18 protein-coding genes are annotated in these 23,862 nt (G+C 38.8%); 6 read left to right on the forward strand and 12 right to left on the reverse strand.

Going from position 1 to position 23,862, the window contains the following annotated elements:
• Nucleotides 1–1,884, reverse strand: coding sequence for a selenocysteine-specific translation elongation factor (gene selB / locus QF028_RS15970; RefSeq protein ID WP_429466841.1), 1,884 nt, complete (start codon nucleotides 1,882–1,884; stop codon nucleotides 1–3).
• 381 nt (nucleotides 1,885–2,265) lie between these two features.
• Here selB and QF028_RS15975 point away from each other — a divergent pair, with 381 nt between their 5' ends.
• From QF028_RS15975 to QF028_RS15990, 4 genes are all read left to right on the forward strand, one after another.
• Nucleotides 2,266–3,570, forward strand: coding sequence for an Nramp family divalent metal transporter (locus tag QF028_RS15975; protein ID WP_215003285.1), 1,305 nt, complete (start codon nucleotides 2,266–2,268; stop codon nucleotides 3,568–3,570).
• Between the two features lie 228 nt (nucleotides 3,571–3,798).
• A complete protein-coding gene (locus tag QF028_RS15980) occupies nucleotides 3,799–4,245 on the forward strand; it encodes a hypothetical protein (protein WP_429466843.1) in 447 nt (148 codons plus the stop codon).
• Nucleotides 4,246–4,444: 199 nt separating this feature from the next.
• A complete protein-coding gene (locus tag QF028_RS15985) occupies nucleotides 4,445–6,100 on the forward strand; it encodes an FAD-binding dehydrogenase (protein WP_429466845.1) in 1,656 nt (551 codons plus the stop codon).
• A gap of 34 nt (nucleotides 6,101–6,134) precedes the next feature.
• Nucleotides 6,135–6,452: a putative quinol monooxygenase gene (locus tag QF028_RS15990; protein WP_429466847.1), complete on the forward strand. Its 318-nt coding sequence runs from the start codon at nucleotides 6,135–6,137 to the stop codon at nucleotides 6,450–6,452.
• A gap of 105 nt (nucleotides 6,453–6,557) precedes the next feature.
• Here the strand turns inward: QF028_RS15990 and QF028_RS15995 are convergent, their stop codons facing one another.
• From QF028_RS15995 to QF028_RS16015, 5 genes are all read right to left on the reverse strand, one after another.
• On the reverse strand, nucleotides 6,558–9,695 hold the full coding sequence (locus tag QF028_RS15995) for an AAA family ATPase (RefSeq protein ID WP_429466849.1): 3,138 nt from the start codon (nucleotides 9,693–9,695) through the stop codon (nucleotides 6,558–6,560).
• A complete protein-coding gene (locus tag QF028_RS16000) occupies nucleotides 9,692–10,837 on the reverse strand; it encodes an exonuclease SbcCD subunit D (RefSeq protein WP_429466851.1) in 1,146 nt (381 codons plus the stop codon). Before QF028_RS16000 ends, QF028_RS15995 begins: the two co-directional genes overlap by 4 nt.
• A gap of 197 nt (nucleotides 10,838–11,034) precedes the next feature.
• Nucleotides 11,035–11,235 (reverse strand): cold-shock protein, encoded by a 201-nt coding sequence (locus tag QF028_RS16005; protein ID WP_007083969.1) that lies wholly within the window; start codon nucleotides 11,233–11,235, stop codon nucleotides 11,035–11,037.
• 449 nt (nucleotides 11,236–11,684) lie between these two features.
• The gene (locus QF028_RS16010) at nucleotides 11,685–12,038 is read right to left on the reverse strand and encodes an ArsR/SmtB family transcription factor (RefSeq protein WP_088086799.1); all 354 of its coding nucleotides are present in this window, start codon (nucleotides 12,036–12,038) and stop codon (nucleotides 11,685–11,687) included.
• A 213-nt stretch (nucleotides 12,039–12,251) separates the two neighbouring features.
• A complete protein-coding gene (locus tag QF028_RS16015) occupies nucleotides 12,252–14,000 on the reverse strand; it encodes a SulP family inorganic anion transporter (RefSeq protein ID WP_429466854.1) in 1,749 nt (582 codons plus the stop codon).
• A gap of 786 nt (nucleotides 14,001–14,786) precedes the next feature.
• On the opposite strand from QF028_RS16015, the gene QF028_RS16020 reads away from it, so the two are divergent.
• The gene (locus QF028_RS16020) at nucleotides 14,787–15,581 is read left to right on the forward strand and encodes a TIGR00266 family protein (RefSeq protein ID WP_215012927.1); all 795 of its coding nucleotides are present in this window, start codon (nucleotides 14,787–14,789) and stop codon (nucleotides 15,579–15,581) included.
• A gap of 178 nt (nucleotides 15,582–15,759) precedes the next feature.
• On the opposite strand, the gene QF028_RS16025 is transcribed toward QF028_RS16020, so the two are convergent.
• The 5 genes from QF028_RS16025 to QF028_RS16045 form a co-directional block, all read right to left on the reverse strand.
• Nucleotides 15,760–17,220: a DUF4153 domain-containing protein gene (locus QF028_RS16025; RefSeq protein WP_429466857.1), complete on the reverse strand. Its 1,461-nt coding sequence runs from the start codon at nucleotides 17,218–17,220 to the stop codon at nucleotides 15,760–15,762.
• Nucleotides 17,221–17,291: 71 nt separating this feature from the next.
• A complete protein-coding gene (locus QF028_RS16030) occupies nucleotides 17,292–17,927 on the reverse strand; it encodes an HAAS signaling domain-containing protein (RefSeq protein WP_214712893.1) in 636 nt (211 codons plus the stop codon).
• Entirely contained in the window at nucleotides 17,908–18,255 is a 348-nt protein-coding gene (locus QF028_RS16035) for a PadR family transcriptional regulator (protein WP_429466859.1), read from the reverse strand. Before QF028_RS16035 ends, QF028_RS16030 begins: the two co-directional genes overlap by 20 nt.
• Before the next feature lie 118 nt (nucleotides 18,256–18,373).
• The gene (locus QF028_RS16040) at nucleotides 18,374–18,547 is read right to left on the reverse strand and encodes a hypothetical protein (RefSeq protein ID WP_410883237.1); all 174 of its coding nucleotides are present in this window, start codon (nucleotides 18,545–18,547) and stop codon (nucleotides 18,374–18,376) included.
• A gap of 149 nt (nucleotides 18,548–18,696) precedes the next feature.
• Nucleotides 18,697–20,139, reverse strand: a complete 1,443-nt coding sequence (locus QF028_RS16045) for an amino acid permease (RefSeq protein ID WP_429466861.1) — start codon at nucleotides 20,137–20,139, stop codon at nucleotides 18,697–18,699.
• 499 nt (nucleotides 20,140–20,638) lie between these two features.
• On the opposite strand from QF028_RS16045, the gene QF028_RS16050 reads away from it, so the two are divergent.
• Nucleotides 20,639–22,057 carry a sigma-54 interaction domain-containing protein gene (locus QF028_RS16050; RefSeq protein ID WP_410883241.1) on the forward strand — a complete coding sequence of 473 codons (1,419 nt, stop codon included), beginning with the start codon at nucleotides 20,639–20,641 and terminating at the stop codon, nucleotides 22,055–22,057.
• Between the two features lie 576 nt (nucleotides 22,058–22,633).
• Here the strand turns inward: QF028_RS16050 and QF028_RS16055 are convergent.
• A complete protein-coding gene (locus QF028_RS16055) occupies nucleotides 22,634–23,665 on the reverse strand; it encodes a VanW family protein (protein WP_429466864.1) in 1,032 nt (343 codons plus the stop codon).
• Nucleotides 23,666–23,862: the final 197 nt, after the last annotated feature.

The raw sequence follows: 23,862 nt of genomic DNA on the forward strand, positions 1-23,862 counted from the left end.
CTATTTTTTCCAAACCCGCTTATTTTCCACTCGCTTTGTAAGTCCTAATGCATCTAATTTTTCTAAAAACGGAATCATGTATTTTCGTGACAGTTCAAGAACATCTTTTGCATCCCCGACCTCAAATTCAGAACCTGTATGGCTGCGCAGTTTCTCCACGGCTTGTTTAAATATTTCCCCATGATAGGCAAACTGTACATCCAACTGGATAAGAAGTTCTTCCTCTTCAAGAAAGCGTCGTAAATCAGATTCAAGATTGTCAGGAATACCGGCATCAGCAAAATATTCCTTTAGGTTACGAACCTTTAATCCGTCCCTCTGCAATCCATTAATTAGATTTTCAGTCCGCTTCGCCCAGTTTTTTGGTACATGTGGTACAAAACTTGCCAACGAAACAAACTGTCCTTTTCTGTTAAAAATGTGATTTGTCATTCCATTTTCCACCACATAATCTAGCAGTGATTTAGGAAATCTTTTTTGCATCGTTTGCAATAGCTCTGCTTTATTGATCCCTATCTTCATCGAATGAAGTTGATGATAATCCTGCAATCTATCAAAGATATCTTCCTCTATCGAATCGATCAACTGCTGGAGTGTATATTCTTTTCCATCATATAAAACAAATTCTGCTTCCGATAAGTGCTCAATTAAGGTAGCTTCATCTAGGGAAGTTCGTTTGATCAACTCATGTAGGGGCAAACTTTTCGCTTCCATTAAAGCAGCAGTAATTCGCTCCTTCGGTGTGCCGACTTTTTTCTTTTCAAGATCATCAATGGTTTGATTGCCGAACCGGTATTTATCTCCGCGTGGGTCAATCACCCAACCCCCGCCTATCGTCTCTTGCGGGCTTGGCCTGCGTAGAATAAAGCGGTCACCTCGTTTTGTAAGAATTTCACCCTCAAGCCTCAGTTGGCAGAGGACTTCACCATTTTCTTCCTTGATTTCATTGCGGTCAAAAAAGACAATCCGCCCCATTACCTCAGCTGTTCCAAGATGAAGCTTAATTGGCATCCGCTGTTTAACCATATGCTCTAGGTCCTCAACCACACGAATAGCAACATCCAAAGTCTTCGTAACAAGGAAATGTTCAGACGATACAAGCACATCTCCCCGTTCTACCTCTTCCTTTGAAACACTTGAAAGGTTAATCGCCGTCCGTTGTCCAGCATAGGCCTTCTCGGCCGGATTATGATGTACTTGAATCTGCCGCGCTCTTACCTCAATACCTTTTGGCATAATCTTAAGTGTTTGTCCTTCTTCGATCGTTCCTTCATAAACAGTACCTCGAACCACAGTCCCCTGACCCTTAACCGTGAATACTTGATCAATCGGCAGACGGAAGGCCCCTTTTGCATCTCGCATTTCTTGTTCTTTTAACATTTTGATGATTAATTCTTTAATTTCTTCAATCCCTTTTTTGGCAAGACTGTCTACTAAAACAAACGGCGCAGCCTCAAAGACGGTCCCAGAAAGTTCCTCCAAAATATCATCTTTCACTAGCTCGATAAATTCTTCTTCTACCCGGTCTATTTTTGAAATAGCGATCAAACCATTTTTAACTCCTAAAAATTTCAAGATATCCAAGTGCTCCCTCGTTTGCGGCATAACACCTTCGTCTGCTGCAACGACAAGTACTACTAGATCTATCCCAGCTACACCAGCTATCATCTGCCTGATAAACCGTTCATGTCCTGGAACATCTATTACAGAAATTTGAATTTCATTATCTTCATATAAAGGCGCAAATCCGAGTTCAATTGAAATTTGACGTTCCTTTTCTTCTTTTAAACGATCTGTATCTACATTAGTTAACGCTTTCGTTAACGACGTTTTCCCATGATCTATATGCCCTGCCATACCAATCGTAAAATATCTTTTTTCCAATTTTGCCACCTACTTTATCGTTCTTCCATTCTACTCTAGCCTTTATAGCTCTATTGTTCAAGAGTAGATTTTGCGACATCTACTCTTATCTTTCAATCAAAAAATTTGAAGGAATTTAGGAGTTTCCTTTAAAAAAACTCACTGAAATAACAAAAACCAGAAATTCATCTGGTTTTTGTTATTTCACCCGTTCATTTAATACTAAGAACCCATAAAACACTATTAATAATGATTAAACCTAATTAAAACTTTCTTTAGCAAAAGCTACACAACTTTCCCGAAATTTTGTATAATAAAAATATAGTTTTGCACAGAGGCAACTTTTATTCATTAGAGAACAAATATTGTACTTATGAAAAATGAAAGAAAAGGTGATATCTTATGAGCCACTCAAATTTACTTGCAGTAGACAAGGCTCAAGCAGCGGAACACCGAACTGTTTCTGCCGCTAGAGATGCCATAAATGGGAAAGTAAAAGGTATACGGGCATTACTACCGTTTCTAGGACCGGCCTTCATTGCTTCCATTGCATATATAGATCCTGGTAATTTTGCAACTAACATCCAAAGTGGTGCCCGTTTTGGTTATAAAATGCTTTGGGTCATCGTATTAGCTAATCTAATGGCCATGCTTTTACAGAACATGTCTGCAAAACTTGGCATTGCCACAGGCAAAAGTCTTCCTGAATTGTGCCGAGAGAATATGCCCAAATGGCTTACCATTATTATGTGGATTGTTTCTGAGTTAGCAGCAATGGCGACCGACCTTGCCGAGTTTTTAGGCGCGACACTTGCATTAAATTTACTCGCGGGCATACCAATGCTGTTTGGAACGATCATAATTGGGGTCGTCACTTACCTTATTTTAATGTTAGAGAAATATGGATTTCGTCCGCTTGAAAAGTTTATTGCAGCATTTGCCGTGCTGATTGGTTTATGTTATTTAGTCGAAACCATATTTTCCAAACCAAATCTCGCTCAAATAGCCTATCACAGTGTTGTACCCTGGCTTGGCAATAGCGAGAGCCTGATGCTAGCAGTTGGTGTAATCGGTGCCACAGTTATGCCGCATGCCATTTATTTACATTCAAGCTTAACACAAGGACGAATCGTTCCTCGAAATGATAAAGAAAGAATCAAAATTCAAAAATTTAGCACGAAAGAAATATTTATTGCGATGACTTTAGCCGGCTTTATCAATTTATCAATGATGTACATGGCCGCGTCTGTTTTTAATACTACTGGAAACAGTCAGATTGCCGACATCCAATCAGCCTACCATACGCTAACACCGCTCCTCGGCTCTGCAGCAGCTAGTGTATTTTTGATTTCCTTACTCGCCTCAGGACTATCAAGTTCTGTAGTCGGTACAATGGCCGGCCAAGTTATCATGCAGGGATTTGTAGGCTTTACCATTCCAATTTGGGTCCGCCGTCTAGTAACTATGCTCCCAACAGTCATCATTGTTGCCATGGGGGTCGACCCGACGCGAACACTTGTTATCAGCCAAGTCGTTCTAAGCATTGTGTTACCATTTCCGATAATTGCTTTAATCTACTTTACGCAAAAAAAAGAGTTCATGGGCGTGTTAACGAATAAACGAATCACAACCATCGCTTCCGCTCTTTTTGCGATTATCATTATGGGATTAAATATTTGGCTGGTCGTACAGACGTTTTTGGGCTAATTTATGGATTAATAGTGACGTTAGATCCCATAGCTGTTAAACAATAAAATATATTGACGTGTGCATTTGCACACGTCGTTTTTTTCGTTTAAAAAGGGATCATTTTAATTACCAATTTTTTCTCTTAAGTTATAAATAAACAGGCTAATTTATTAGGACAACATCATTCCATGATACATATAGATGCAGTATAAATATAATTAATTATTTTAAGGGGGAAAATTTTTTATGAATAAAGACATCATGAAATGTTTTATAGGTAAAGTAATCAGAATTGATCGAGGTGGACCAGAATCCAGAATTGGGATGTTACTGGATGTAAGTGACAATCTTATCGTCCTTCTCACGGAAGAAGATGGGGTCGTTTACTACAAAACATCTCATATTAAAAGTTTTACAGATAATATGAAGGAGCAGATGGAATTCAATATTAAAGTTCCAAAAGATTTCAAGTTTAAAAAAGCTGCTAATTTCCAAGACCTTCTTGACACATTGAAATTAAAATGGATACAAATTAATCGTGGCGGTCCTGAGAAGTTAGAGGGAGTACTCTGTGAGGTAAATAAAGATTTTGTTTTTTTGGTCAATAATGGGGAAATAGTGCGCCTTTCTATGTCCCACATTAAAAGTATTAGTTATGGAGTAAAAATTGAAAAGGCAAAATCCAAAAAATGAAAGATACGTCATTAATAATGATAAGAAGAGGATGAGCCAGATGAATCATTTTCTCATCCTCTTCTTTTGATTTTTCAATTCGTCAATGGATTCTACCTCCAAAATCCTATGTTAGTTATGTTATACTGAATTATATTGATTTTTCAGAAAATAAAACAACACAATAGATAAGTACCTTTTATTAACCGGGGGGATTCATTTGAAATTTGACGTGATCGTGGTTGGTGCAGGTTTAGCTGGATTAGTGGCTACGGCTGAACTGGCTGAAGCTGGAACAAAAGTGCTGCTATTAGACCAAGAACCCGAAGTGTCTATCGGTGGACAGGCTTGGTGGTCATTTGGAGGTTTGTTTCTCATCGATTCTCCCGAACAGAGAAGAATGGGTATCCGGGATTCGCGGGAGCTTGCCTGGCAGGACTGGTTAGGAGCGGCAGGGTTTGATAGAGAGGAGGATGAGGATTATTGGGGGAAAAAGTGGGCAGAAGCCTATGTTGATTTCGCCGCAGGTGAAAAACGTGAATGGCTATCAGGGATGGGCGTTCGTTTTTTCCCTGTTGTCGGCTGGGCAGAGCGTGGCGGATATACTGCTGAAGGCCATGGAAATTCAGTGCCCCGCTTTCATATTGTATGGGGAACCGGTCCCGGCCTGGTTAAGCCATTTGAGGCTAGAGTCAGACAGGCAATGGCGAAAGGTCTTGTCGATTATCGCCCTCGCCATCGAGTGAATGAATTAATAAAGGAAAATGGTGCCGTAAAAGGTGTCGGGGGAGACATACTTGTACCAAGTTCCGCATCACGCGGTGAAGCAAGTTCCCGTGAGGTGATTGGAGATTTTGAGTTTCATTCATCCGTAGTAGTGGTGACAAGCGGCGGTATTGGTGGAAACCATGAGCTTATTAGGAAAAATTGGCCTGAGCGGCTCGGCGATGCGCCTAAAAATATGATTTCCGGAGTACCGGAACATGTGGACGGTAGAATGCTTGGAATAACGGAGAAAGTCGGCGGACGTATCGTCAATCGCGACCGGATGTGGCACTACACCGAAGGTATTAAGAACTGGGACCCCGTTTGGCCGATGCATGGTATCCGTATCCTCCCTGGTCCATCCTCGCTTTGGCTCGATGCAAAAGGTAAGCGTTTTCCTGCGCCAAACTTTCCCGGATTTGATACCTTGGGAACCCTTGAAGCGATTATGAAGTCCGGCTACGACTACTCATGGTTCATTTTAACTCAGAAGATTATAGAAAAAGAGTTTGCCTTATCAGGGTCTGAACAAAATCCTGATTTGACAGGAAAAAGTATAAAAAAAGTATTAGCCCGTATTCTTCCCGGGCCCACTGCACCAGTAAAAGCCTTCATGGATAAGGGCGAGGATTTTGTTATTGCGAATACCCTTACAGAACTTGTTGATGGAATGAATCAACTTACAGGTGATAACTTACTAAATTTTACCGAAATTGAAAGGCAGGTTCTAGCTCGAGACCGGGAGATAGAAAATAAATTTACAAAGGATCTGCAAATTACCGCTATGCGGGGAGCCCGAAATTATCTTGGTGACAAACTGATAAGAGTCGCATCCCCACATAGAATTCTCGATCCAAAGATGGGCCCATTAATCGCGGTTCGTTTAAATATTGTCAGTCGAAAAACGCTGGGCGGACTACAGACTGATTTATCAGGCAGAGTCCTCGATGCATCAGGAATTCCTGTTCCAGGACTATACGCAGCTGGAGAGGTTTCAGGGTTTGGCGGAGGTGGAATTCACGGCTATCGCTCGTTGGAAGGAACATTCGTCGGCGGCTGTTTGTTTACAGGAAGACAGGCTGGACGTGCAATTGCTAAAGAATTATCATAATTAAGATGAGAATTTTATTAAAGGAGGTGAAAATATGTCATCATTAGTTTTTATGGCACTTTATCGTCCAAAACCAGGAAATGCAGAGGAATTGAAAGAAGTTCTTAAAGTACATATCCCAACATTAAGAGAAGAAAATTTAATTACTAACAGGGATTTACTAACTCTTCAAGCAGAGGATGGGACGATTATCGAGATCGCTGAATGGGTGTCAACGGAGGCAATTGAAAAAGCACACCAATCGGCTGCTGTCATGGCCGTTTGGGATAAAATTGGTTCCTTAGCAGAATTAACTAGCTTTTCAACACTTGCTGAAGCTCAAGAACGGTTTCCTAATTTTAAGCCTTTATGAGTAATGGATATTTTTAAAGTTCTTAGAAAAACACAAAAAGCAGTGTGATTTCAAGCCATTAAAATCACACTGCTTTCAGCTTGGCCATGGAAGGCTACCAATGCATTAATTGGTAAACATAAATTCCGTCCTGCTGCCCGTCTGGTCTGCCATGACCTCTAGTCTGACATCAATTCGTTCTTTTAGTTCTGGAACGTGCGAGATAATTCCAACCAAGCGGCCGCTGCTCTGAATATCCATTAATGCTTCAATTGCCTGATCCAGGGACTCAGGATCCAGCGTACCAAAGCCTTCATCGATGAACATCGTTTCTAGCGATACCCCGCCGGCATAATTTTGAACTACATCTGCCAGACCTAGTGCCAGAGATAAAGAAGCTTTAAAGCTTTCCCCACCCGATAATGTTTTGACATGCCGTTCCTGGCCCGTATACTGGTCAAACACGAGCAATTCCAAACCGCTTTGCGTATTACCTTTGGATCGATCGGTTTTTCTCAGCAATTGAAAACGGCCAGAGGTCATTTTTCGTAAGCGACCGTTGGCTTCTCTTAAAATATCATCAAGAAAAGCCGCCAGCACATACCGTTCAAAGGTAATTCGGAAGTTATTTTGACCCTTAGCAATTTCATAAAGATGGCCAATTAACTTGTACCGTTCTTCCAGAACTTTCATCTGTTCATTCAAGCTTTCCACCCGGCTGTAAATTTCTTCGTTGTCCCGTTTTTTTACAAATAAATTTGTGCTTTGATGATTAAGTGCCTCGATTTCGCAAGTAATTTTCACTAACTCTTGCTTTAATCCCTCAACATCAGGTGTTTTCACGTCGATTAACAGTTCAGTAAGTTCTTTCAAACGGTCAGAAACCGAGCGTACTTCTTCACGGTAGCTGCGGATTTCTGCTTCAAGGCTGCGAATCTCTCCTTCTGTCCGTTTGGAAGCAGCATACATACCGTATTTTTCAAAGCCCTGCTCTGAAAGTTTGTTAATAAAGATTTCCCTTTCCGTTTCGAGCTCTTTGTGTTTACTTGCATGGTGTTTCTCTGCATCTAGTAATCTTGCCGCTTCATTGGAAAGTTTTTCTTTCACTGCCTGGAAGCGCTGCTGTGCTTCTTCGAGCTGCTTAATTAGTATTTCTTGGCGGTTCCGGGAGACAGAGACAGCCTTTTCGTATTCCGCTTCCGAGCGAAGATTTTCGGGAATGACTTTCATCATCCGTGAAAGATTGGTCTTCTTTTCAGTGAATTGCACCGTTAACTCATTCATTTGAGTGGAAACCTGATGGATGGTGTTTTGTACATTAATTTTTTCAATTTCTCTTTTTTCTATTTCCAACCTAACCTTATCAAGCTGTTTAATCTGTTCAGCAAGATTTCCTTGAATCTGAACAAGCTGGTTCCTTGCGGTGTCAGCCTCAATTTTTGCATGAGGTAAATCAGATTCTGTAAAATCTGGCCGATACGTACGTAATTCTTGCAATATTTCAGTTACAGCTGCCCTTTGTGCTGCCTCAGCTGACTGACTTTGGTAAAAAGCAGCTTCATCTGCTGACTTTTCTTTTTCCCATTTGGCAGATTGAGCCTTAGCCGCCTTCATTTCCTCTTCAGTAGGAATACTGTCATCGTGTTGGATGGCAGGTGATGGATGATGCTCTGAACCGCAAACAGGACAGCCTTGACCTGATTGAAGCCCTGCTGCTAATATCGCTGCCTGCCCGTGCATCCATTTTCCCTCTAAATTTTCAACCATTGCTCTGGCATCAGCAAATCTAGCCGTCGTATTTTCATAACGGGCGGTGATCGCCTTTAGATTTTGTTCAGCCTCTTGATGTTTTCCGAGCAGAGTGTCATATTTTTCATAACGGTCAAGTTCAGCCTTTATTTTTTCAATTCTTCCTTCATTTTCTAAATAAGTCAGCTTTCCTTTTTCAATTTCTTCTTTCTGCCGATTAAGGAATCCTATTTGTCCTACTAGTTGTTCAAGAAGTTGTTCGGACTGCATATGCTTTTCTTTCGCAGTTTTTAGTTCAGTATCCTTGTTTTGCGTTTCTTTAAGCAATGCGGCAAACGAATAGACATCCTCTTTCATATTTACTAATCGATTCAGCTCATCAAGGGCCGTCTGGCGCTCACCCTCTCGTCCAAGCTCCCGTTGCAGCTGTTGCTCATGCTGTTTTAAAAGTCCATCCAATTTTTCCATTTCCATCTGAATCGACTTCAAATTTCCCTCAAGTTGATCAACTTCGCGTTTTAAACGGTGGCACAGCTCCTCCTGCTTTGCTAAAAGGGCAGCCTTTTGTGCAAGTTGAACCTGCTTTTCTTTTTCAATAAATACTTCTTCTTGAGAAACTATGCTGTCCTTTTGCCCCTTTAATTCCTCTTTCATTTGCAGTTGTTTTAAGATCGCTTCTGCTTCAAAAAGCTGCCCCTTAAGTTTGTCCTGTTCCTGTACCTTTCCTTTTAATTGGTGGTTCAGTTGTTCCAACGCTACACCCATGCCGGAAATTTCTGCTTGTAAAAGCGGCATAATGATCGTGTCATTTACAGAATCCACATCCAGATACCCACGAATCTCTTCATTTGTTACCGAATGAATGCGTCGAATTGCTTCATTTCTTGATTGTATCTGGTCTTCAACAGTCCTTTTTAACTCCGTTGCTTCTTCCTTTAACTTATCTTCTACCATTTTATATAACTGGGTATGGAACAGGCGCTGCAGGATCACTTCTTTATCCTTACTATCTGAGGTAAGGAGTTTACGGAATTCGCCCTGCGGAATCATTAATATTTGCCGGAATTGATTCGCATCAATAAGCATAATTTCCTTAATCTTTTCCTCAACATCATTGATTTTAGAAGCCAGCAGCTTCTTCTCGCCATTTTCTGTCCACATATATAACTCAGCTTTGGCACCTATTTGTGTATAGCCATCACCTTTTTCTTTCTTCTTCAACTGCTGAGGTGACCTTGTAATCGAATACGCTTTGTTACGAAGGGAAAAATCAAGTGAAACTTCGGTTAATACCTCATCCTTCGCAAACTGGCTGCGAAGTTCGGGACCATTACGGTCTTCTCCACTCGCTTTTCCATAAATCGCATAACTAATTGCATCAAAAATGGTTGTTTTCCCGGAACCGGTTTTACCAGAAATGACAAACATCGTACGATTGCCCAGGGCGGTAAAGTCGATTACTTCATTTCCTGCATAAGGGCCGAAAGCTTGCATCGTCAGTTTTAAAGGTTTCATTTCAATCCCTCTTCCCTAAGCACTTTTTCAATTACATCAGTCATTGCCTCTTTTTTATCCAGCGAAAATTCAGAGGTTGTCATCTCTGAGTAAAATTGTTCAAACAACTCAAGTTCCGACTTTTTTTCACTTCGAATAGAAGTGAAAGATTGTTTCTTCTTTAAATCGGTAATATCCAGTTTTCTTTCAAGATGGAGGACGTTCGGATACACTTGACGTAACTTATTAATCGGATCGATTAAAGCACCTTCATCAAGGAGAGTGATTTTCAAATAATCATGGACGGTTTCTTTTTCATAAAAATAAGGATCAAGTAATTCTTCAAGATGTCCTTCTATTTCACGCATATCATGTTTAGGTTTGAGCGATCGATAACGTTGTGTAAAGTTACCTTTTTCATCCATTTCAATAATGGAGATCGACTTTCTTTGTTTTGCTTCCGAGAAGGAATATTTTAAGAGGGAACCAGAATATTTAACTTTGTGATGGTTAATTGCCTCTGGACTGTGTAAGTGACCCAGTGCGGTATAGGAAAACGGTTCGAACAATTCGGCTCCAACACAACCTGAGCCGCCTACGGATAAGACTCGTTCAGAATCCGAGGTTTGTCCACCTAAAACAAAGGCATGTCCAACCAAAACATTGGGCTCGTTTGGGTTAAGGTGTTCCTCCATTTTTCCAATCAGTGCTTTCATCGCTTCTTGATGGGTATGGATCGAATCATCCTGGAGAAGTTGACGGACCATCCCTGGCTCTGCATAAGGAACAAGATAGAAGTTTACTCCGTTTATTTGCACAGGAGTGAAGCTTGTTGATAATTTTCCAGAAAGATAAAATTGGCTGTGCTTATACCATGAACTGCCAAAGGAAAGTCTCTCTGCACTATCGTGGTTCCCTGCAATGGCGACAACCGGTGTTTTCAATTCGACATTTATTATAAAAAGCATTTCATCAAGTAATTCCACGGCATCGGTTGGCGGTACCGAGCGATCATATAAGTCTCCTGCGATGACAACGGCATCGGGCTTTTCTTCAGCAACAATGGCCACAAATTGCTCTAGTACTTCGCGTTGATTCTCTGTCATATAGACCCCATGGACTAATTTTCCTAAATGCCAATCAGCTGTATGGATAAATTTCATCTGCTCACCCCAATTTTTTAATCTGCATCTTTTCCAATACTACTATTATAACAAAATACTTTCAGATATGAGCTTGGAAATGCTAGCAGATTACTGGAACAATGGGTATTTTATACTAGAGGTTATTTGAAGGGAATCTATAAAAATGCAAAAAACAGCCCGGAACCTAGTCCGGGCTGTTATAATAGATTACAATATTATTTTTTAGTTACGTTAGCAGCTTGTGGTCCACGAGCTCCTTCAACTACTTCGAAAGATACTTCTTGACCTTCTTCTAAAGTTTTGAAACCTTCTGTTTGGATTGCAGAATAATGAACGAATACGTCGTTACCGTCTTCAGCTTCGATGAATCCAAAACCTTTTTCTGAGTTAAACCATTTTACTTTACCGTTTTTCATGAAAAAAAATCCTCCTATTGGCTTATACACTTAAGCCATGTGTAAATTCACCAAATTACAACGTGATAGCTTTACCTTCATTTCCTCATCCAAACATCGGTTAAAACTTTGAACAAGCTTGTAATATAAATCTAATCTCGTGCAACGGCTGATTAAATTTTAGCATTCTAATAGCTTAAATGTCAATAAAGGACAGAGCAAGATAAACCTACATACTTCTACATTCCCCCCTTATTTTCTTCGGAAATTTCGAGTCAAATCGACATCTCTTCAATAGGGACCATTCCATTCAAATGGAAAGATTATTAAACTCAAACTTTGCAACACTTAATTCCTTTAATGATGTCCTTCACAAGTAATTCCAAACCTATATAGGTTAGAGATGGGAAATCCGCAAACAGCTTTAAAACCTTTTCACTGAAACATAAGAAAAAAAATACCGAAGAAAATTAATTCTTCGGTATTGCTGGCTCTTCCTCATCTTCTTTAAACTTGTCTAGTATTGTGATCGTATCCACGAGATGATTGTTAAATATTTGCCTTGCAACGGCTAACAATTCGATGATCATCGGGTCCTTTAAAGTGTAGATAACTTTGTTGCCCTCTTTCGTTCCAGACACAATATTCTTCGCTCTTAGAATAGTTAACTGCTGTGAAACTGCCGAGCCTTCACTGCCAACAAGGGTTTGAATTTCATTTACATTCTTATCCCCTTCGGCAAGAAGTTCTAAAATGCGGATTCTCAAGGGATGTGCTAATGCTTTGAAAAATTCCGCCTTAAATTGTTGCATTTCAAGATTCAAATTGTCCACTCCTATGCTTTTTTAGAAGGCTGTGTTAAACTTGGCTGTTGATTTCCACTTCAGGCTCTTCGCTTTCCGCGGGCGGTCCGGGGAGCCTCCTCGGCGCTTAAGCGCCTGAGGGGTCTCCCCAGCCCCGTACTCCCGCAGGAGTCTCGCGCCTTCCGCTCCAATCAACATAGCTACAAAATCAACAAAGACCTTTAACACAGCCTTTTAGAAAGTAGCCGTAAGTTTTGCTCTGCTTCCTTCTACTGCCTCCGCAGCTGATAGCTTTTTGCATTCTCTAAATGCGTAATGCTTACAGCCTAGGCACTTATTTTTGTTAATATGCTCAAGTGCATATTGGATGGCTTCACCCGTATGTTCAAAAAAATGTTCCTCGCCGATTATTTGATATAATCCAGTCTTTTTCAAGACATTTACCGGCTGCTGATTTAAACCCGATATCATAATTATACCATTTTTAGAAAAATGACGAACAATACTTGATAACGTTGCTTCTCCGGTTGTATCCATTAATGGCACTTTACTCATTCGCAACAATAGGATTTTAGGTCGATAATTTATTGTGCTCATGATCGTTTTTTCAAATGTTTCAGCGGCACCGAAAAATAACGGACCCTCCACATTAAATATACTAATTTGTGGACAGTCATTTGTATCAGAGACAATTCCTGTCTCTACCTTTTCGTGTTTATGTTTTCGGTTTGGCAAAGCTTTAGCCGTAACCATTACATCACTCATTCTTTTTGCAAAAAGAATGGCAGACATCACTAAGCCAACCTCAACAGCCATAGTCAAATTTACAAAAACGGTTAATAAAAACGTAACCGTTAAGACAAGCGAATCCGTGGATTTTGTTTTTAAAATATGTGAAAATACTTTTCTTTCACTCATATTCCAAGCGACGACCATCAAGATTGGCGCCATACTTGCTAATGGAATATACGATGCATATGGTGCAAAAAATAGCAGGACTAGCAAGACAACAAACCCATGGATAATGCCAGAAAACGGCGAAATCGCTCCATTTTTAATATTTGTCGCAGTTCGAGCAATCGCACCTGTTGCTGGAATTCCGCCAAATAACGGCGTAATCATATTGGCAATTCCTTGTCCGATTAATTCTTTATTGCTGTTGTGCCTGCTATTGGTCATTCCATCAGCCACCACTGCCGATAACAATGATTCAATACCGCCTAACATTGCAATAATGAATGCAGGTTTTAATAGCCTGATAATCATTTCTAAATTCATGTTCGGAATATGAAGTTCCGGCAGTGTGCTTGGGATTTGACCATAAGCGGTTCCAATCGTCGCAATTTGACTTGGGTAAAATATGGTTGCGATGACCGAGGAAACCACTAAGCCAATCAGCGGGCCTGGAACTTTTGGTGCAACCTTTGGCGTTATAATGACGGTTACTAAACAAATGGCTGCCGTTAGAATACTGAAAATATTTATTGTATCTAAATGAACAAAAATTTCTTGGACATTTTTAATAAATTCCTCGTGTTTCTTTATTCCCACTAAACCTAAGAAACTAGCAACCTGCCCAAAAAATATAGTCACTGCTATCCCTGTTGTAAACCCAATGGTTACTGGTCTAGGAATATATTTAATTAGTGATCCAAGTTTAAATACTCCCATTAATAGCAGAATAATACCGGCCATAAATCCTGCGATGAGGAGATTATCATAGCCGTATGTCATCACAATACCAAATAAAATGGGAATAAACGCTCCAGTTGGTCCTCCTATTTGATACTTCGATCCGCCAAATAAGGAGATAAGAATCCCTGCAACAATTGTCGTATAGATTCCATATTCTGGCTTCACTCCTGAAGCCATAGCAAAAGCCATCCCAAGTGGAATTGCGATTACCCCGACAATCAATCCTGAAAGGAGATCCTTTGGCACACTCCTTAAGGAATAATTATGGAATCTTTTGTCAATAAACATATATATACCCTTCTCATCTTCTTATTTTTGTATATCTGATTATTTGAATATATGGTAATTTAACTAAGATAGCAAGTATTTTGTTTTAAAAAAAGAAAATTTATATTTAATAAAAACTACTTGTTTGATTCACAAGGGCATGTTACAATAGCAAAGCGATGAGCTGAGTTGTGTAAGTCGAGAAACATTCCTTTTTGGAGCACACTATGTGGAGTGTGGTTTTTCGCCTCAATACGCAAAAGACGTCTGTGTAAACAGGCGTCTTTTTATGCTGTCGAAAAACTTTCGATAGCCTTTTATTTTATTCCTTTCATGAATGTTCTAATGTTTAAGCCAAATGAGTTTAGCCAAAGTGAATATGTGTCTATTGAAGAACTTATACCAGAAGATTTAGTAGGGATAGAAATAGTATGTTGCAATACTTTAGATTAATTTAACTCCCTGTTGATTGGAGCGGAGGGCACTCGACTCCAGCGGGATATAGAGGTCACGGGAGACCCCGCAGGCGCCAAAGCGCCGAGGAGGCTCCCGGACCTCCCCGCGGAAAGCGAGTGCCCGGAGCGGAAATCAACAGGCCTATTAGCAGGTACCATCAATTAATAAAGATTGGAAGTTTAGATTCGGACAAAATAAAAAATGCCATGAAAATGACCATTTCTCGACAATATTGAAAGACGTCTGTGTAAACAGGGTCTTTTTATTTTTATTATGTTAAAATTGGCACTTTTTTCCTAAATTTTTTATAATATATATAGATTTGCCATTATAAAGAGTGGAGGGAAAAGTATGAATAACCACGAAATTGATTATAAAATCTATGGTGACGACATGCAGTTTGTTGAAGTAGAGCTCGATCCACAAGAGACAGTTGTTGCTGAAGCAGGAAGCTTTATGATGATGGAAGATGACATACATATGGAGACTATTTTTGGTGATGGCAGCGGCACTAGTGCCGGAAGCGGACTTATGGGTAAGCTGTTCGGCGCTGGTAAACGGGTACTTACCGGTGAAAGCTTGTTTATGACTGCCTTTACCAATAACGGCATCGGCAAAAAACGGGTGTCGTTTGCTTCTCCTTACCCTGGTAAGATTATTCCGATGGACTTAAGCCAATTGGGAGGAAAAATTATCTGCCAAAAGGACGCCTTTCTTGCTGCGGCTAAAGGGGTTCAGGTCGGGATTGAATTCCAACGAAAAATTGGCGCCGGCTTCTTTGGCGGCGAAGGATTTATTATGCAAAAGTTAGAAGGTGATGGGCTCGCTTTTGTTCATGCAGGTGGAACGATTATAAAAAAAGACCTTTTGCCAGGCCAGTCACTGCGCGTGGATACAGGCTGTTTAGTGGCGATGACAAGTAGTGTAAATTATGATATCGAATTTGTAAAAGGAGTTAAAACAGCCTTGTTTGGCGGAGAAGGCTTGTTTTTTGCCACACTCCGCGGTCCCGGTTCCGTTTGGATTCAATCCTTGCCATTTAGCCGTCTGGCAAGCCGTGTTTTTGCTGCAGCACCTTCACGTGGCGGGGCAAAAGACGAAGGCAGTATCGCAAGAGGAATTTTTGATATGTTTAATGGTGACTGATATGGAGGCGGGATCAATTGATCCCGCCTTTTTAATTCTAACTACTAATTTACCCAAGCTATAGTTTTTGAACAAACTCAAATTTATTAGAGGGATGGGATTGAAGCTTAGAATCCTCATCCTTCCCTATTAGTAATAAAAAACGATTCGGGCTTTTTTCCGAATCGTCTTCTATTTACTAGCTTATATCCAACTTCTTAAGTTCAGAGAATGCCTGCTCTCGTTTTAGATTATACGATTGCCACGGCAAGCTTTCAGCAAGTGCTTCCTTTTTTCGCTCTAGTAATATTGTTTTTAGTTCAGGTATATTCTTATCTTTTTCATAAAGGTCTATTAAGCCTAAAACCCCTCTATATGACAAGTTATTAAGGTAATGAACATCAATTTTCCCGCTGGTCTCGTAACGGTTCATATTTTCTTTCACGACGATTTTATCCAAGTCAATAACTGTAATCGCTGTATAGTAGATTAATGAAGTAATAAAATAAAAGTGAAATAACGACAGCTTCTCCACCCAAATCTTCACTAGTGTATACGTAAAGATGACAACTAGGAAAATCATAAACGAATGCACCAGCACCCTAGTGAACGTAAACCCGTACGCGTCTTCATACATACTTAACCTTAGGAAGGCGGAACTGAGCATTACAGAGCTCGAAAGGACGAGGATGGTCAGCATGATTTGCGTCGCTCTCCGCATGAAACTTGTTGCACGATTAACAAAGGTTAACACGATTACCGTAATCGATAAATTGATGAGTGTTACAAATAAGAGCTCGAAAAATCCTTTTCTAGCATATTCAGCAAAGGTAAAATCCGCTTGTAATGTTCCACTGAAAAAATACCTGAATTGTACGACCGTAAACAAAAGATAAACGGCATTGATGATGACAAGAACCGTGATTGTTATAATTCCATCCATCTGAATCCGTTGCTCATTTGACTTTTGTTTGATTACGTTCATATGTCTGTTATATAGGATTTGCATAAATCCAAAGAAGGCGGCGGTTAAGATTAGCATAACAATTAGTCTCATAACACGTTCAACAGTAATGACTTGGAACCATTGTGGAATGCCGCCTATTAATTGCTCAAACTGAGAATCTGCCGAAATTAGTAAATTCAATACGACAAAGAGGATTGGCAGTGAAATCGCTATTCCAAGGATTATTTTTTTCCATACTAAAAATTTGTCCTTATTAACACCTTGTTTAAAGCCCTTTCCAAACAAGGCAGCGAAACTAGCATTATATTTTAGTGCTTGGATTAACTTAGTAAATACAAAAGTAACCAAGGTTAGTTTATTCCATTGAAAATTATTCGGACTGGTGATTAACACTAAATGAAAGATAACTAACCCAGGGATCACCAGTATATTTAAAACATAAAATAGCACGTTATTATTTAAAAAATAACTGGCTGATAGCAGCCAAATACAACAAAGAATTAGATAACCCAATCGTTGATGTGAAAATTGAAAGCGTCGGTAGCGCCAAATAAACACCGAGTAAAAAACTGAAATAAACACAAAATAGGAGATCCCTATCTCACTGCGAAAGAAAGCTTCTTCACCTAAAATTCCAAGCAATAAACATAAGACTAAAAAGATCCAATCAGATTTAGTAATTTTCATTTCCATCTTCATCCCTCTTTTTGTATAGAAATTCTATATATATAGTTTTACTAGGTAGTTAAGCAAAAAAAAACTGCTTATATCGACGCTTTTCTCCCCCATCGATAGCCAATCCAACTGACCGGGTATAGGATGATGGTAAAAATGATACAAGCTATAATGAATGTTTTGGTTAATAACGGGGCGAACCAAGAATGTGGAATAATATGAAAAACTGTTAGGATCATTAATAGCAAATTAGGAATAAGCGATAGTAAAAACGTTTTTCTAAGGAGCACTCTTCCATTATGCCCAAATCCCTTTCCGATTTCATATCCTAATAAGGCCCAAAAAAACATATACAAAACAGCAATTAAGGTTGGAATCGAGGTTAAGTGATTCCATGTAACCGAAAGCCATTCCCACGGATAGATATTGTGAGCCAAGGTTAGTAAACTGCCTCCTCCAAAAAAAAGAACATTTAAGAGGATAAACACCCATTTCATATTACTTGGAGTGACAGAAAACTCTTCTCTCCACACCTGTGCAATTTCTTTAGGGCTGCCAAGCCGGGATACAATCAGGTCAAAAACCGTATCCTCATCCTGACATTCCGATTCCATTAGAATTTCATCGATATGTGACGCATATTCACGGAGAATCTCCTCTTTATCTAATTGAGTTCCCAGCCCTTTTGCCAGTTGTTCAAGAAACCTATTCTTCGGCCGTTCCATGCTTCGATCTCCCTATCACTTTGTTCATCACTTTAACAAAGTCCTGCCATTCACGTGTTTTTTTACCTAATAATTCCTTTCCAGCCGTGGTTATCTTGTAATATTTTCGTGCTGGTCCCTTTTCCTGCTCCCGCCAATAACACTCAATGTACTCTTGCTTTTCAAGCTTGTGAAGTGCCGGATACAAGGTTCCTTCTTTAACACTTAAGTCATTATCACTGCGCTGTTCAAGCTCTTTTACTAATTCATAGCCATACATATCCCGTTCGTTTAATAATTGAAGCAGGATTAAGGAAGTACTGCCTTTCACTAATTCGCGGTTAAACATTTAATCACCTACCTAGATATATTAGGTACATAGAAATTCTATAACAAAGGAATTGTATTGTAAAGAGCTTATAAAAAAATAGTGGTAATTTTTTAATCACCACTACCTAAAATGAATCCTATTTTACTCTTCCGTTATTTCTCAGAACCTTAATGTTTTGGTCACGTTCTCCACCATCAGATAATTCCTCTGAAAACTCATGTTTTGCTTCGTTCCCAACTAATTCACCTTGCTTGATTGTCTTCGGTGGCAAATTATTATTGGGTGCCGCCTGTTCATTCCATTTTCCCATCTTCATCACCTCGATAAATAGTATTTGAATATTGCTTTAATTTATCCTCAGCATTATATTTAACCATAAAAAAACTGCACCCCTTATTGTTAGATTAGTGTCCAACAATTCAGGTGCAGCTCAATTTCAAGTGTTTTTAACATGGTAAACTAAATAATCATTTTTTTATTTTCATGCAGTTGTAATTCTTGTTCACTTTCACCATCTTGTTGGCGGTTCTTTTTAATTCTAAAATGATAAATTAAATAACAGGCTGCTACAAACGGAACCCCAAGATACAGAGCCAAACGCTGTTCTGAATCAAACGCTAAACTTGCCAATACAATAACGTTTAAGGTTAAGGCAATGATTGGCAGAGCTGGAAAAAGTGGCGTTTTGAATTTAAGATCCTTTACATTTCCGCCTTCGCGGATGAATTTTCTACGGAAGGCAATTTGTGAAGCTGTGATTGAAATCCAACCGACCTGGGCACCTAATCCTGCGACGGAAAGCAGCCAAACAAATACTGTTTCTTCGGCAAAGAAGCCTGACAGTAAGGATAATAAAGCGATCCCGATCGTCAAAACAAGCGCGTTGATTGGTACTCCTTGTTTATTTACATTTGCAAGTGCAGGACTAGTCATTTTCTCTTTAGACATGGCATACAACATTCGTGTTGCTGCATACAGTCCTGAGTTTGCAACAGAAAGTAACGCCGTCAGAATAACAAAGTTCATAATGTCTGCTGCATATGGGATTCCAATACTATCAAACACGACAACAAATGGACTTTCCACGACTCCAGCTTGTTTCATAGGAATTAAACTGGCTAATACAAATATCGCTAAAACGAAGAAAAATAGCGTTCTCCAAACTGTTTGTTTAATCGATTTCGGAATGGTCTTTTCAGGTTCTTCACTTTCGCCTGCAGCAATCCCGATTAATTCTGTGCCCTGAAACGAAAAGTTAACTGCAATCATTGTAATAATTAAGGCAGAAAAACCATGTGGTAATAAACCATGTGCAGTGAAATTAGAGAAAAACGGTGCTGGTTGTCCACCTTTCAAGTGAATTAAACCAAACATCGCCGCTCCACCAAGAACGATAAATGCGATAATAGCAAATATTTTAATACTTGAAAACCAAAATTCGGTTTCGCCAAACGCGCGTGCTGAGAGTGCATTCAGTGAGAATAATACAATAGCAAAAATCGCACACCAAATCCAAATAGGGGAGTGAGGAAACCATCTTTGCATGAGCTGTCCTGCAGATAATAACTCCAATGCTACAGTTACAGACCAGCCTAACCAATAAAGCCATCCAAGTGCAAATCCAGTTCCAGGACCAATAAATTTCGTGGTATACGTTTGAAATGAACCAGATACCGGCATGGCAACAGATAATTCACCGAGACATAGCATGGTTAAAAACATGATCAAACCGCCGACAATATAAGAAAGAATAGCACCCGTTGGTCCTGCTTGGCTAATCGTGTAGCCTGAACCTAAGAAAAGACCTGATCCAATTACCCCACCTAAAGAGATCATAAATAAATGTCTCGACTTCATCGTTCTTTTTAATTCATGATTTGAATTATTTTCTTGCAAATTCATAAAATATCCCCCTTTTCCCCTTAAAGAATGCGCTTTCAAACCTTATTAACACAAAATAATAGGATAATTTTCTACCTAAACTGGCAGCTCTACAAATTAAACCTTTTGCATTAGAAATTATACGGAAATAGTAGCCTATTTTCAAGAGCTAATACTAGCTAATAATTTCTAAATTATCGCTATATTTCAAAATATTAAAATGCAAGTTTCATGCCAAAATTAATATGCCGATTTGTGAGCATTTTTTGAACAAATAGGCAAAATATTTTTGCATGATTAATAAATATTTTGCACCTATACCGCCAAAATAATTTTTCCACAAAAAAGGAAAGAATATTTATCTAACAAAAGTTACCAAATTGAGAATTAATCTGACAAACGCCAATATTCTTTGCAAATTTTCACGGTTTTTCTACGAAACTGCAAAAATATTTTGCATTATTACGTTTTATTTGGTTAAATAGGTGCATAAGGGATAAAACAAAGGGAATGAATCACGATGGAGAAAACTATACAAAACGCCAATTACTTACTTTATGTAAATCGAATGTATAAACGGATTTTGGACGAGGTGGATGTTGGTGTCCATGCCGTAGATGAGACGGGAAAAACGATTATATATAATAAAAAAATGATGCAAATGGAATCGATGGACCTTCATGACGTTATTGATAAAAACCTATTAGATGTGTTTATGTTTAAAGATGATCAATCTAGTACTCTTGTAAAAGCGCTGCACGAAGGAAAAAAAACGAGTAACGTAAAACAAACCTATTTTAACAATAAAGGTCGAGAAATTACGACAATAAACAATACTATCCCAATTTATTCGGAAGAAAAACTCCAAGGAGCAGTTGAAATTGCCAATGATGTTACAAAACTAGAGCGATTAATTAAAGGCAATATGAATAAAGGATCAACCCGATACACGTTTGATAAAATCATCGGAAATAGCCGTGCCATTAAGGAAGTAATCGAATCTGCTAAACGTGCTACCCGAACTTCCTCCTATGTTTTGATTGTCGGAGATACAGGTACCGGGAAAGAACTTTTTGCCCAAAGTATTCACAACGGGAGCGGGCGATTATCTGCACCATTTATTTCTCAAAACTGTGCAGCCCTTCCTGATAATTTAATCGAAAGCCTCCTATTTGGGACAAAGCGTGGTGCCTTCACGGGTGCTGTCGATACCCCCGGATTATTTGAACAGGCCAATGGTGGAACACTTTTGCTAGATGAGATTAATTCATTAAATTTAAATCTTCAGGCAAAGTTACTTCGTGTTCTTCAGGAAAAGACCATTCGGCGAATAGGTGATACGAAGGATACACCTGTTGATGTACGGGTTATTGCCAATATGAATGAAGATCCGATCGATGCTATTGCCAATAATCGGATGCGTAAAGATTTATATTATCGGCTTGGAGTAGTAACTATTTTTGTCCCACCCTTAAAAGATCGCAAGGAAGATATACCATTATTAGTCCAAAACTTTATTGAAAAATACAATGAACTTTTTCAGATGAATGTAAAAGGTTTGTCAGAGGAAGTTAAACAGTCTTTCTTTGAGTATGACTGGCTGGGCAATGTTCGTGAGCTTGAGCATATTATTGAAGCAGCTATGAATATTATGATCGATGAAGAATGGATCATGTACACCCATTTACCCTACCAATATAGAAGCAAAATGCAGATGAAAGAAAGAATGATCCCTCTTTCTACAGTTGATAACTTTATAAAAGAAAATGCAGAGATAGCTGTTCCCTTAAAACAACAAATGGAGTTATTTGAAAAATCTTATATTGACCATGTATTAACTAAAAATAATTTTAATGTTTCTAAGTCAGCCCAACTACTTGGACTAAGTCGGCAAAGCTTACAGTATCGAATGAAGAAATTAAATATTTCTGGGAAATAGGATGTACATGATTTTATAAAGGTGGAGAGCAATGATGCTTTCCACTTTTTTTATTTCCATTGTAAAACCATTCACAAAAATGACTGTATTTACATAAAATTATTATAGAAAAGTATTGAAGTTTGATAAATGGAAAATTGTATATTTCAATCGTTTCCCTATTTGCAATAAAATAATACAAGCATAATAATTCCATTTTTTCTCCATACTAAGAAGAAAAAAGATGAGGTGAATAAAATGGGACTACTCAACTCTTTTAACCAGTGGAAAGAGACTAAATACCAGAATCATGTCTCGAATATGAAAGACCAGGGCAAATGTCCTGATTGTTATGGTCGAGGCTATACCGTGTACCCTTATAATGAATTTGCATACTTTAATTCGTTTGAATGCCCGGGATGTCAAGGCAGTGGTCAATATACAGATTGGGAGGAAATGAGGTAATACCGTAAAACGGTAATCAATTAAAAATAAACAAAAAATCCCTTCCTCAAACCCGTTTTCTCGGTTCAATGAAGGGATTCTGTCTGTCTTTAATGGCATCTTTTCATGTGGCAAACTTCACATTCTTACTAGCTAGATACCCTTCTTTACTTGGTCTTGGTAGGCTGTTGATGTCCTTACCTCTACTGTTAGAGACCCATTTCTTACAATTGCCTTTAATATTAAAGGTACACCAGATGTATTTTGAAATCTAAAATCTTTGCCGCCATAGGATACGGTAGCATCTCTTCCTTTTGGCACGTAACCGACCTTTAAGGAATGATGATGTTTTTCTACATAAGTTACAGCTAGTTGATCGATTGCATTATACAAAGTAGAAGAAGTTTGGCAAATGCCTCCGCCATATCCTTCGACTAATTTCCCGTAATTAATCTCTGCTGCTTTTTGGTACCCGTGCCCCGCATCACTTGGGCCAACAGTCGTATTGAATGAGAAATAATCATTCGTTCCAAGGATGACATTATTTATCGCTTCTGCCGATAGTTCAATATTTTTCGTTCTTCCCACAACACCACTATTAAAATAAGTAGTATATGAGGCAATTACCACTTCATCTAAATGGGCCGCGTCTTCGTTTTTATATCCACTCGCATTAATATATAAAGGAATCTCTACATCGCCGCCTTTTTCAGAAGCCAGCATAATCTTTTCAGCCAATTCTTCTTCATCAAGAATTGTTTGAGGTATTCCTTTGATCACCTGACCATTTCCATCCAGTTTATCAAGAACCATTCGTTTGTCGTACCCAGGTCTCGATTCAGTTCCCCGCGCTAATTCTCTAGTCAATTTAGCAATTTCAACTTTATAATTTTCAGGATTCGTTATATACCCTAAATCCTTCGTATTAAAAGTTTTTACCTTGTCTTTTGTGTTCGGATCAATAATATTTACATATACAGGCCTTGCTTCTTCCAGTTTTCGTTCTTCTTCACGTTTCTTTGTTTCTGCCAGTTTTTTTTCTTCTTGTAATTTTTTCTCTTTTACAATCTTTTGTTGAATTTCTGCTGCCTTTGCCTCTTTTTCTTTTGCGGTTTGTTCCGTACATCCAGTTCCTATTAAACAAACTGCTACTAAAAGTGAAATTACCCAATTTTGCTTCGCCATTTTATCCTACTTGACCCCTTTTTTTATAGCTCTATGCCCTTCTATAAATAGTTAGACGATACCCAATGTATTTTGTTTCATATGACTCTCCTATTCTATTCCATTTTTATTTACAATTTCCTGCAAAAAAGTTGGAAATAATAATATAAAAATAATAAACAAAATGAAGTTTGTATAAATCGTAGGCTTTTTTTAAA

Source organism: Neobacillus sp. B4I6 (assembly GCF_050434045.1).
Classification (GTDB): Bacteria; Bacillota; Bacilli; order Bacillales; family Cytobacillaceae; genus Neobacillus.

Coding starts and splice junctions, on each gene's coding strand:
- QF028_RS15975 (WP_215003285.1), top strand. CDS start 2,266: ATGAGCCACTCAAATTTACTTGCAGTAGACAAGGCTCAAGCAGCGGAA.
- QF028_RS15980 (WP_429466843.1), top strand. CDS start 3,799: ATGAATAAAGACATCATGAAATGTTTTATAGGTAAAGTAATCAGAATT.
- QF028_RS15990 (WP_429466847.1), top strand. CDS start 6,135: ATGTCATCATTAGTTTTTATGGCACTTTATCGTCCAAAACCAGGAAAT.
- QF028_RS15995 (WP_429466849.1), bottom strand. CDS start 9,695: ATGAAACCTTTAAAACTGACGATGCAAGCTTTCGGCCCTTATGCAGGA.
- QF028_RS16000 (WP_429466851.1), bottom strand. CDS start 10,837: ATGAAATTTATCCATACAGCTGATTGGCATTTAGGAAAATTAGTCCAT.
- QF028_RS16005 (WP_007083969.1), bottom strand. CDS start 11,235: ATGAAAAACGGTAAAGTAAAATGGTTTAACTCAGAAAAAGGTTTTGGA.
- QF028_RS16015 (WP_429466854.1), bottom strand. CDS start 14,000: ATGTTTATTGACAAAAGATTCCATAATTATTCCTTAAGGAGTGTGCCA.
- QF028_RS16020 (WP_215012927.1), top strand. CDS start 14,787: ATGAATAACCACGAAATTGATTATAAAATCTATGGTGACGACATGCAG.
- QF028_RS16025 (WP_429466857.1), bottom strand. CDS start 17,220: ATGGAAATGAAAATTACTAAATCTGATTGGATCTTTTTAGTCTTATGT.
- QF028_RS16030 (WP_214712893.1), bottom strand. CDS start 17,927: ATGGAACGGCCGAAGAATAGGTTTCTTGAACAACTGGCAAAAGGGCTG.
- QF028_RS16035 (WP_429466859.1), bottom strand. CDS start 18,255: ATGTTTAACCGCGAATTAGTGAAAGGCAGTACTTCCTTAATCCTGCTT.
- QF028_RS16040 (WP_410883237.1), bottom strand. CDS start 18,547: ATGGGAAAATGGAATGAACAGGCGGCACCCAATAATAATTTGCCACCG.
- QF028_RS16045 (WP_429466861.1), bottom strand. CDS start 20,139: ATGAATTTGCAAGAAAATAATTCAAATCATGAATTAAAAAGAACGATG.
- QF028_RS16050 (WP_410883241.1), top strand. CDS start 20,639: ATGGAGAAAACTATACAAAACGCCAATTACTTACTTTATGTAAATCGA.
- QF028_RS16055 (WP_429466864.1), bottom strand. CDS start 23,665: ATGGCGAAGCAAAATTGGGTAATTTCACTTTTAGTAGCAGTTTGTTTA.